The 10,738-nt window shown below is 61.7% G+C and carries 11 protein-coding genes; 1 reads left to right on the top strand and 10 read right to left on the bottom strand.

Annotated features, from left to right (window positions below):
• The 10 genes from EN932_RS18870 to EN932_RS18825 form a co-directional block, all read right to left on the bottom strand.
• A partial coding sequence (locus tag EN932_RS18870) for an alpha/beta hydrolase (protein WP_164890536.1) occupies positions 1-677 on the bottom strand: 677 nt, incomplete at its 3' end.
• Positions 677-1,495, bottom strand: a complete 819-nt coding sequence (locus EN932_RS18865; protein ID WP_127384989.1) for a sugar phosphate isomerase/epimerase — start codon at positions 1,493-1,495, stop codon at positions 677-679. The genes EN932_RS18870 and EN932_RS18865, both read right to left, overlap by 1 nt.
• Complete coding sequence (locus EN932_RS18860) at positions 1,495-2,571, bottom strand: Gfo/Idh/MocA family oxidoreductase (protein ID WP_127369156.1); 1,077 nt, start codon at positions 2,569-2,571, stop codon at positions 1,495-1,497. Before EN932_RS18860 ends, EN932_RS18865 begins: the two co-directional genes overlap by 1 nt.
• Before the next feature lie 11 nt (positions 2,572-2,582).
• Positions 2,583-3,404 (bottom strand): sugar phosphate isomerase/epimerase, encoded by an 822-nt coding sequence (locus EN932_RS18855; RefSeq protein ID WP_127369155.1) that lies wholly within the window; start codon positions 3,402-3,404, stop codon positions 2,583-2,585.
• A gap of 63 nt (positions 3,405-3,467) precedes the next feature.
• Positions 3,468-4,310 carry a carbohydrate ABC transporter permease gene (locus tag EN932_RS18850; RefSeq protein ID WP_013532946.1) on the bottom strand — a complete coding sequence of 281 codons (843 nt, stop codon included), beginning with the start codon at positions 4,308-4,310 and terminating at the stop codon, positions 3,468-3,470.
• A 5-nt stretch (positions 4,311-4,315) separates the two neighbouring features.
• Positions 4,316-5,212: a sugar ABC transporter permease gene (locus EN932_RS18845; RefSeq protein WP_023764771.1), complete on the bottom strand. Its 897-nt coding sequence runs from the start codon at positions 5,210-5,212 to the stop codon at positions 4,316-4,318.
• 138 nt (positions 5,213-5,350) lie between these two features.
• The gene (locus EN932_RS18840; RefSeq protein ID WP_127369154.1) at positions 5,351-6,598 is read right to left on the bottom strand and encodes a sugar ABC transporter substrate-binding protein; all 1,248 of its coding nucleotides are present in this window, start codon (positions 6,596-6,598) and stop codon (positions 5,351-5,353) included.
• Between the two features lie 110 nt (positions 6,599-6,708).
• Positions 6,709-7,854, bottom strand: a complete 1,146-nt coding sequence (locus EN932_RS18835; RefSeq protein ID WP_063167588.1) for an ABC transporter ATP-binding protein — start codon at positions 7,852-7,854, stop codon at positions 6,709-6,711.
• 89 nt (positions 7,855-7,943) lie between these two features.
• Positions 7,944-8,894, bottom strand: a complete 951-nt coding sequence (locus tag EN932_RS18830; protein ID WP_128368975.1) for a PfkB family carbohydrate kinase — start codon at positions 8,892-8,894, stop codon at positions 7,944-7,946.
• 3 nt (positions 8,895-8,897) lie between these two features.
• Positions 8,898-9,698 carry a class I fructose-bisphosphate aldolase gene (locus tag EN932_RS18825; RefSeq protein WP_023756676.1) on the bottom strand — a complete coding sequence of 267 codons (801 nt, stop codon included), beginning with the start codon at positions 9,696-9,698 and terminating at the stop codon, positions 8,898-8,900.
• 162 nt (positions 9,699-9,860) lie between these two features.
• Between EN932_RS18825 and EN932_RS18820 the strand changes: the two genes are divergently transcribed.
• On the top strand, positions 9,861-10,622 hold the full coding sequence (locus EN932_RS18820; RefSeq protein WP_013532952.1) for a DeoR/GlpR family DNA-binding transcription regulator: 762 nt from the start codon (positions 9,861-9,863) through the stop codon (positions 10,620-10,622).
• Positions 10,623-10,738: the final 116 nt, after the last annotated feature.

Genomic DNA, 10,738 nt, shown 5'->3' with positions numbered 1-10,738 from the left:
GGATGGACGAGATCGATGCCGCTGCCGATGACGAGTGTCGGGAGCGCGAGGCCGGCGGCCGCTGCCCGCGTCACGCCGGGCCCATCGTTTGCGATTGCTCGCATCACCTCGGCGAAAACATTCGCGTTCTCGCGCGCAAAAAAGCCAAGCAAGGACGCGAGATTGTCCGGCGCTTCGGTGCGAAACCATGTGGCAGTCGCGGAGGCCGCGAAGGCATCGCGCGCGTCATCCAGCGGACGGCTGAGGATGAGCTCCGCCACTTCCACGTAAGGGCGCATGTTTTGCGGTGCCGCGTCGAAAGCCCAGGCAGGGCGAACAAGCACGAGACCTGTGACCCTATCCGGGTGCCGGGCCGCAAGCCGCAAGGCGATGGCCGCGCCCATCGAGATGCCGCCGGCGACGAAACGGTCGAGGCCGACCGCATCTGCGGCGGCCAGCACGTCGTCGGCGAACATCGCGATCGAAAACGGGCGATTGCTGCCGGCGTCGGAACCGCCCTGCGCTCGGCATTCGACGGTCAGCCGGCGGTATGAAGGGCCATCGGGAAAGTTCTGCGCCACCTGCGCCGCATCACCGCCGAGGCCATGCTGGAAGACGACGGGAGGCCTGCCCTGCCCCGTGTCGAAGACACGAAGCGATGCATCGTCGCGAAGCAGGATCGCCGGCGCGGCGCCCATCAGAGGAGTCCCCGCAGAAAGGCTGCGACGCCGGGGGCTTCATCGGCGGACAGCCCGTGGGTGACGAGCGATCCGTCGAAGCCCGCTGCCTTCAGCCGTGAAACAAAATGCGGAAAATCGACGATGCCTTGTCCGGCGGTGGCAAAGCGGCCGTCACCAGAGCGATCCTTGGCGTGCGCCATGGCGATATGGCCGGCAGCCTCGTCGATCGCGGCGGCGACGATGGCGCGCGCTTCGTGTTGCGTCGCGTGCTCGAACAGGTTCGCCGGATCGAGCACGATCTTCAGATGCTTCGATCCCATTTCGGCGATCAGCCTGGTCGCGTCCCTGGCCGAGGTAACGATGTTGGCCTGCTCGGGCTCGATGCCGAGATCGACGCCGGCGTCTTCGGCAAGCGCCAGCGCTTTCTCCATCTCGGCGGCCATGTCGGACCAGGCGGCCGGCGTGCTATTGTCGGGATGATACGCCCATTGATCGGCGGCATTGCGCGAGCCGGTGCAGAGCGTGACCAGCGGAATACCGAGGGCCGCCGCCGTCTCGATGACGACGGCAAGACGGCGAAGACCATCGTCGCGCACAGCCTTGTCGGGATGCGCCATGTTGTAGGTGCCCGACAGCGCGGCCAGCGAAACGCCTGACGATCGCACTGCGGCACGGACGGAAGCGATGGCATCCGCCGGCACGACATCCGGCATCGACGGCAGGCCGGCGCAGGCGAGATTGAACTGCGTCGTCTCATAGCCAGCCTGCTTAACCGCCGTCAGCACGGCAGCCGGCTCTGTGCCGGCAAATGTCTTGGCGAAAATGCCGAGACGCATCAGACCGCTCCCGAAACCGAGGCGAGTTCGACCCGTTCACCTGTCTCGACCGAACGCGCGATGGCGACCATGGCGCGGATCGAGGCGATACCGTCCTCGACATTGGCGCCGCGCATCGGCGTGCCGGTGAGCACGGTGTCGGCAAGACCTTCGAGCTGGCGGCGGAAGAAATGGCCGTCGGCGCCGAGCGGCTTGTGGGCGGTGGCGGTCTTCTCGTAAAAGATCTCGACCTCGCTGGCGCGGAAGTACCAGGGGTTGAAGGTTTTCGCGATGACGGAGCCGTTCTCGCCATAGAGCTGAAAACCTTCGTGCCAGTCCATGCGCACGGCAACCGTCAGGTCGAGATGGCCGAGCGCGCCGCTGGCGAATTCGGTCTCGACGAACCAGCAATAGGCGCCGAAGCGTTCGTTGAGGCGGGCGCGCACGGCAACGATTTCGCCGCACAGGAAACGCGCCGTATCGACGAGATGCGAGCCGTGCGCCAGCATGAAATATTGCCTGAGATCAGCCTTGGGATTGCCGGTCGGCTTCTTCGCCAGCTTGCTGGTGACCGGCAGCGGCTGAATGGCATCGGTGTTGGTGTAGCGATGGGTGGAATCGCAGTACCAGGCCTTCAGCGCCAGCACCTCGCCGATCTCGTCGCGCACGAAGTCGCGCGCCGCCTCCAGCGCCGGGTCGAAGCGCTTCATATGCCCGACCTGCAGCACCTTGCCCGAGCGCCTGACCGCCTGGGCCAGCGCCTCGCCTTCCTCCACCGAGGTGCCGATCGGCTTTTCGCACAGGACATGCTTTCCCGCATCGAGCGCCTTGATCGACATCGGCACGTGATAGGCGTCCGACGTGGCGACGATCACCGCTTCCAGTTCGGGATCGGCGAGCATGGCGTCGTAGTCGGCATACATCTTTTGCGGCTCGTAGGTGGCGCCCATGCGGGCGAGCAGATCGGGTGCCGCGTCGCAGATGGCGTAGAGGTCGGCATTCCCAGCCTTCACGCAGGATTGCAGATGCGCGAACTGCGCGATGGGGCCGCAGCCGAGCACACCGACCCTGAGGCGTCTGTCCTGTTTCTTGATCATCGTCTCGTTCTTCAGGCGCCCAAGCTGCGCATTGTCTGGCGGTTGGTTTTTACCGCGCCGGCGGGATCCGCGGCGGCCGTTTCGGATTCCTCCTCCAGCACCAGCCAGCCATTGAAGCGCGGTGCGGTGTTGGCGATCTCGATCACCGCCGGCGTGTCGCAGACGCCCTTGCCGAGCATGGCCCAGGTGCCGTTGGCATCGACGTCCTTGAGGTGGATGTAGCGGATGCGGTCGCGGTAGGTGCGCAGCGTATCGGACATGTCGTTGTGGCCGCGCAGTATATGGCCGGTATCCGGTACCCAGCCGACCAGGTCGGGGTCGAGCAAGGCAAAGATCGCATCGTAATCGGCGCGGTCGAACAGCAGCGTGTTGTGGTGCGAGCTGGGATGCACCGCAACCTGGACCCCGGCCTTGCGTCCGATCTCGCCGGCGTTGTTGTAGACATCGGCCGCGATGGCGAACTTATCCTCACGCGGCCCGTCGGACACCACCGTCGCCGAGCCCATCGAGACCAGCGCGCCCGGGAACGCAGCCGCGAAGCCGATCCAGCGTTTGGCGGTCTCGAGATCGTCGCCGATCTTCTCCTTCAGCGTAAAGCCACTGTTCGAGCCAAAGGCGAAAGAAACCAGCGTCAGCCCCGACGTCTTCAGCGCGGCGGCGAACTCCTCCGGCTTGTCGCCATAATGTCCGATCATGGTGTCGGTGATCTCGATGCCGGCATAGCCACCGTCAGAGATCGCCCTCAGCAGATCGTCGGGGCCGCCGGTGAACCGGTCTCCCAGCATTTCCCAGGTGAAGGTCTGGCAGCCGACTTTGAGGTCTTTCACGTTCATCCTTTCAATCCTTGATACCGCTTATTGATTGATGCCACCCTGCGTCGCCGTGGGATGAACATCCTACTTGACCGAGCCCGCGGTCATGCCGGCGAGGAAGTACCTCTGGGCAACGAGGTAGATGAGCAAGAGCGGTAGCGAGCCGAGCACGCTCATCGCCATCATCTGGTTCCATTCGAAGGCATGCTGCCCCATCAACAGCTGGATGCCGATCGGGACCGTGCGCATGGACGTCGACTTCGTCAGCGTCAGCGCAAAGAGAAATTCGTTCCAGCACAACAGGAAGGTGTAGACCGACGTCGCCACGATACCAGGCAGTGAAATCGGGACAATCACCCGCCAAAGCGCGGTCCAGCTGCTGCCGCCGTCGACAGCCACGGCTTCATCGAGATCGCGGGGCAAGGTGTTCAGATATCCCGTCATCAGCAGGATCGCGTAGGGCAGCGTAAACACCAGGTAGGTCAGGATCAGCGCGACGTAGGTATCGAAGATACCGTATGAGACGACAAGCCCGAAGAAGGGGATCAAAAGTGTGATCGGCGGAATCGTCTGCGTGCTGATGATGATTGTGTTCAGGCTGCCCTTGCCGCGGAAATTGAAGCGGCTGAACCCGTAGGCCGCCAGCAAGGCGATCAGCACCGTCAGCACGGTCACCGCTCCCGCCACGAAATAGCTGTTGAAGAAGAAGCGCAGCTTTACCGGGTCGCCAAGGATGGCTGCATACGCTTCCAGCGTGAACGCCTTTGGCAGGATGGTTGGTGGCAGGGCAAAGATTTCGGTATTCGATTTGAACGAGCTGCTCAGCATCCAGTAGATCGGGAATGCCGCGAAAAAGAGCCCTGCTGCAAGCGCTACATGGAGCGCCACGGTGATCAGCCTGTCTTTCGGCGTGTGCCTTTTCCTCATGGTGATTACCGAGCCTTTTGATAGCGAATATAGAACAGCGTCAGGCCGAGAGAGATCAGCAGGATGACCACGGCGCTGGCCGAAGCCTGCGACAGGTTGTAGCTCGAAAATGCCAGCTTGTACGTGTAGGTGCTGAGGACCTCGGTCGAGTAGATCGGGCCACCGCCCGTCGTTATCCAGATTAGCGGGAAGACCTGCATGGTCCAGATGAAGTCGAGCAGCGAGATGCTGATGATGATCGGCATCAGCTGCGGAATGGTGATGAAGATCAGCTTCTGGTAGGCTTTCGCCCCGTCGATATCGGCGGCCTCGTAGAAATCCTTGGGAATGCCCTGCAAACCCGCGAGCAAACTGACCATGAAGAGCGGGTAGCCCGCCCAGATATTGGCAAAAGTGACTGCATGCAGCGCGGTCTCAGGCGAGGAAAACCATTCGACCTTGGAACCTATGATGCCGATTTGCATGAGAATACTGTTCACGACACCGTTCGGCTCAAGCAGGAGGCGCCAGATCACGGCGATGATCACCGCGGTGAACAGCCAGGGCAGTATGTAGAGCACGCGCAGAATATTGCGCAGCGTCGGATTGATGCGGTCGCTGTTCAGCATGAGCGCGAAGACCATGCCGATGGTCATGTGGAAAATGACACTCATGCATGTGAAGTAGAGCGTGTGCCACAGCGAAGCCCAGAACACGGGGTCGTCGAAGATCGCCTGGTAGTGCTTCAGTCCGGCAAAGGATGGGTCACGACGCAGCACCGCGCTGTTCTGGAACGAGTAGGCAATCACCGTCACCATCGGCAGCAGCATCAGGAGCCCGATTATGAGCAGCGAGGGCGACAGATAGAGGTAGGGTGCGACCGCTCGTTTGAGCTTGTGGTGGGAGCGCTTTTGCCGGGTCATGTGCCAACCTTGGGATACGCCTTCAAGGGAAGGTAAGCTTTCAAAAACAAGTCCACTCAGAATGCCGATCCGTTGTTGCCGGGTGGCCTGCCCGAAGTCAGGTCACCCGGTCGAAGACAGCAAACGGGAACAGGCCGATCAGAATTTCGCCATCCAGCCCTTCTGAGCGGCGGCGGCTGCTTGTTCCGGAGACTGCTCGCCGGCGAGCATCTTCTGGGCTTGCACGTCGAACTGGGTCATCAGGTCTTCAGCCACCGGCAGGCCCGTGAACTCATTGGCGAGATGACCGGTCTTGAAGATTTCAAAAGCCTTGCCGAAAGCCTTGTCCGAGGTCACGAAATCGGGCTTGGCGTTGACGTTGCCCGGGAACGCGTTTGCAAGCGACACGAGCTTGGCGTTGACCTTTTCACTCATCAGATACTGGACGAGTTTCCAGGCCTCTTCCTGATGTTTCGAAGCCGCAGAGATGCCGATGCCCCAGGAGGCATAGGGAAGGCCGCGCTTGCCGGTATAGTTTTCCACGACAGGGACCGGGATGAGGTCGAAGTTCAGCTTGGGATTGCGCTTGCGGATGAGGTTCACATGCGCGAGCGAGTCGATCATCATCCCGACGCGGTTGTTGACGAACTCCTCGACCTTTTCCTGCTCGGTCTTGGTGGCGATGCCGGGCGAGATGGTGCCGGCGTCATTGAGTGATTTGACGAAAGTGAGCATATCCACCACCGGTTTGCCCTCAAGGTCCGGCTTGCCGCTCGCCATCATCGACTGGCCCGAAGCCCAAACCCACGACATCATGTCGTTCTGGACGCCGGATGGCGTTTGCAGCGACAGGGGCAGCACCCAGCCATACTGGTTCTGGTCGGCGTGCGTCATCTTCTTGGCGGCTTCGAGAAACTCCGCACGGGTCGACGGCAGCTTGGTCACGCCCGCCTTGGCGGCGAGGTCCAAATTCACGAAGACCGGATAGACGAACGAAGCCACGGGAAACATCACGGCCTTGCCGTCCACCTTGATGATATCCGCGACCTGGCTCTTGTCGAAACCGCTCGCATCCATCATCGGATTCATGTCGGCGAGTGCACCCTGCGCATTCAGATTGTTCACCCAGGCGCCGTCGAGACCGACGACGTCGCTGAGCGTTCCGGTTGCAGCACCAACCGAGATCTGGTCTCGCGTGGTGGCGTAGGGGCCGCTGACCAGCGTCACCTTGATTCCGGGGTTTGCCGCCTCGAACTCGTCCATAATTGACCTGAGCGAGCCAGCCGGCAATTCGGGCTCCCACCATTGGGTGAATTCCAGCGTCGTATCCGCCATGGCGCCGGTTGCGCCAAGCAACCATGCGGCCGCGGCCATTTTCAGCATCGCGGATTTAATACGAAACGTCATTTTCTCCTCCTTCTTTATATTCGCCCGCACAATGCGGCCGATCGTCTGATTATTCAGAAGTCTTCTTACGCAGGCGCCTCACCCTCGCCCGCGGGTCTCATCGCTGATATTCAGATTGCCAGATGCGTCTCGGGGTCGAAGAAATGGAGCTTGGCATCATCCAGGGCCAAGCTGATTTCCGAGCCGGAGCGGACTGTGCTGACCGGTTCGAATTTCGCCACCGCATTCGACGCCAGGCCGAAATCCTGCACCGCGTCAGGGTCGCCGGAGTCCACCCGGACCGCATCGATGTTGAGATGGACGATTTGTTCGGATCCGAGTTCTTCGATCGAGGTCACCTTTGCCGGAATCGTCTGATACTTGCGGCCCGATTCGAGACTGCTGTCATAGAGATCCTCCGGTCGTATCCCGAACACGACCTTGCGCCCCGCATACGACCTCAAGCCCGGCCTGCGCACGAAGGCTGCATCCTGCAGCCGGATGGCCAAGGCGCCGGACATCAGTTCGTCGCCCGTCAGGGTTGCCTCGAAAAGATTCATCGAAGGAGACCCGATGAAGCCGGCAACGAAAGCGTTCACCGGCGATTCATAGAGTCTCTTGGGTGCGTCGACCTGCTGCAGCACGCCGCCTTTCAACACCGCGACCCTGTCGCCCATCGTCATGGCTTCGGTTTGGTCGTGGGTCACATATATGGTCGTTACGCCGAGCTGCTTTTGCAGACTGGTGATTTCGGCGCGCATTTGAACACGCAGTTTCGCGTCCAGATTGGAAAGGGGTTCGTCCATGAGAAAGGCTGCCGGCTCGCGCACCATGGCGCGGCCCATGGCAACCCTTTGACGCTGTCCGCCTGAAAGGTTCGCGGGTTTGCTGTCCAGCAGAGACGTCAGTTGAAGGGTTTTGGCGATCTCGTCCACGCGCTTTTTGCGCTCGGCCTTCGGCTTGCCTGCCAGCCGCATCGAAAAGCCGATGTTTTCGAACACAGTCATATGCGGATAGAGGGCGTAGCTCTGGAAGACCATCGCGATGTCGCGATCCTTGGGCGGCATGTCGACGACGTCGACCCCGCCGATCCGGAGGCTGCCGCTGGTGACGTCCTCCAATCCCGCGATCATCCGCAACGCGGTGGATTTGCCACAGCCGGACGGCCCGACGAGAATCAAGAACTCGCCGTCCTTGACCGACAGGTTCAATTGGTCGATTGCGTGAAAATTGTTCCCGTATGTCTTGCAGATATTCTCAAGAACGACTTCTGCCATATTCCTCCCTCCACAAGTCTAAGCCATTGATTCTTATGATTGTCCTCGGCTTACGCTCACCTGCGAAATTTTTCCTCGGATAGTTCAGGCTATGTTCCGGTATCAAGCCGCGCATATTTCAGTTCGACTGCCGACGGCGCGTTCGTCGATGCCAGGAGTTCCTTGACCTGGTCGTCGGTCGGAAGCGCCTCGCGCCCGCCCCGCCCCGTTATCGAAAGGGCCGCCGCCGCGGCCGCGAATGCGACCCGGCCTGCGGTGTCGGCCCCGCGCGTCAAGGCAAGGGCATAGGCGCCATGAAAGCAGTCACCGGCGCCGGTCGAGTCGACGACGGCAACCCGGTGCGGAGGCAGGTGCCAGAGCCCTGTCTCGTCGCGTCCGCGATAGAAGACGCCTCTGCCGCCATCCGTCAGAACCACGGCGGACCGCGACGGCAACCACAATGCGTCGAGTATCTCGGCCGGAGCCTGGCGGCCGGTGGCGGTCCGCGCGAAACCGAGCGGAAGAATGAGATGGTCGCAGAGCCCGATCAGTCTCTCGGTGGCCGGGCCGTGGCTCCATTCGACATCGCCGAGGATCGCAAGGCCGAGATCGCGAGCCCGAGCCACGACATCCAGCGACTCGATCCCGTAACTGTCGACGATCAGGACAGTCGCGCGGCTGAGAACCTCGTCCGGAAAGTCCGGCGCGGTGCCCAGCATCGCTTCGTCGTCATACGCGATGAACCGCTCCCCATCCGAACCGACGGTGATCCGCGAGCGCACCGGGCGCGCGTGCGGGTGGCGCGGCGCGAACGCGGTTTCAACGCCGCTCGCAACGAGATCGCACAACACGGCGTCGTCGGCGGCACTGCCCAGCCATCCGACGAACCCGGCGCTTCCGCCGAGCCGCGCGACGGCGGCAAGTGCCGTCGCGACGTTTCCCCCGAAAGCCCGGGCACTTTGCAAAACCTTCCCCCTGCCCGCCGACAACGGCTGATCGACATAGACGATGTCGTCGATCGCAATAGCTCCGAAGCCGAGGATTGAAGGGACGGCGGGCATCGTTCAGGCACCCGCCTTCGCCAAGGCGTCTTGCGCCGAAAGGCCGTCATGGATGACGCCCCGAAAGGCGATCGCTGCCTTTTCCGGATCGCCGTGCCCCCAGAGATTGCGGCCCACCACGGCACCGCGCGCGCCGGCACGGATGGCGTCCGCCGTCTGCTGAAGGGCGCCGAGCAGCGTGTCGGTCTTCGGACCTCCGGCGATCACAACCGGCACCGGGCAGGTCCGAACGGTCTCTCGAAACGACTCGAAATCGCCCGTGTAACCGATCTTGATCACATCGACGCCGGACTCGTAGCCGATGCGTGCCGCATAGGCGATCTCGTCGGGGGTGAAGACGATTTTTGCCCCGTCGGTGAAATCGCGAGGGTAGATATGCGCCACCACCGGCATGCCGTAACGAGCCGCCGCGTTCACCGAATCGGTCAGCCAGCGTATGTATTTTCCCTCGGTCGCGCCACGCACCGGAATGGCCACGGCCAACGCATCGGCGCCGGCGCGCACCGCATCCTCGGGCGTTGCAATCAGTTCACTGATGCGATCGTCTGGGGTGAAGCAGCCGGCCTGGATCACCAGGGAAGCCTTGCCCGCATATTGCGGCCACAGATGGCGCGCGGTGCCAGGCTGGATGCTGACGTAGTCGGGTTTGCCTACCATGACGCGTGCAAGCGCACCCGGCAGGTCGGCAAGACCTCCTTTGCGCACGTCGCCATAGCCGACAAAGTGGTCGACCGCGCCGCCAAAAAGATTCCCCGATGGATGTGAGAAGAGGCGCGCCAGGCGCACCTTGGTTCCGAGGCTCATGAGTCCAAAACTCTCCAATTGATTGATTTCAAAATCCTGGACCCAGTGTTTGCGAAAGAAATAACAAATGCAATCTTTCGAAAGCTTTCGAATTCCCCTATTTTCGGTAGAGTGAACCGAGGCCAGGGCGATCGCTTGGCGCATGGAGGCAAGGACAGGCCAATGTTGTCAGAGCAGAGACGCCAATCGATCCTGGGTGAAGTGCAACGCAGCGGACAGGTTCGCATCAAGGACCTGTCAGATGATTTTGGCGTGTCGGAAGTCACGGTGCGCTCCGACCTCGAGATACTGGATCGCAAGGGACTGCTGACCAAGACCCGCGGAGGCGCGGTGACCCGGACCACGGATTCGACCACGGCCGCGTTCGCCCGGCGGATGCAAACAAACCTCGATGCAAAGAAACGCATCGCCCGGGCAGCGATAGACCTGTTCGAGGACAACCAATCAGTCATCTTCGATGGCGGCTCGACATTGATGCAGGTTGCCATGCTGTTACCGCCGCTCAGCAATGTCGTGGTCGCGGCCACGGCGATGAATATCGTGCAGCATCTGATGCATCGGCCCGGGCTCGACGTTCACATGATCGGCGGCCGGGTCTACCCGGACACGGTAAGCACGCTGATCACCGATGCCGACACGGCTCTCGGCGGCTTGGTAGCGCATCAGGTCTTTGTTGGAGCGCATGCGATTGACTCGTCACTGGATGTGGTCGACGTGAACGAAGACATGGCGCGAACCAAGCGAAACCTCGTGCGCATGGCCCGGCGCGTTGTCCTCCTTGCGGATTCGAGCAAATGGGGCGTCAGCGGAACCTCCAAGGCCTTTTCGCTGTCGAGCGTCGATGTCGTGATCACCGACGATGGCCTGTCCGGCCCAATACGCAGCCAGCTTGATAGGACAGGGGCCAAGGTGATCTATGCCTGACCCCGTCGAGGTCCCTGGCCGCGGCGGAAATATCCGATGCGCGCATGACCCACGGCATCCGCATCGGCGGTCGGCCGTTTTTTCATGTCGGTCATTTTCTCCTCCCAGGACTGGCA

The sequence above is a fragment of the Mesorhizobium sp. M7A.F.Ca.US.002.01.1.1 genome (genome assembly GCF_004022955.1).
GTDB classification, from domain to species: Bacteria; Pseudomonadota; Alphaproteobacteria; order Rhizobiales; family Rhizobiaceae; genus Mesorhizobium; species Mesorhizobium ciceri.
Note: the sequence above shows the minus strand (reverse complement) of the source record. Positions and strands in the feature narration are given on the sequence as shown.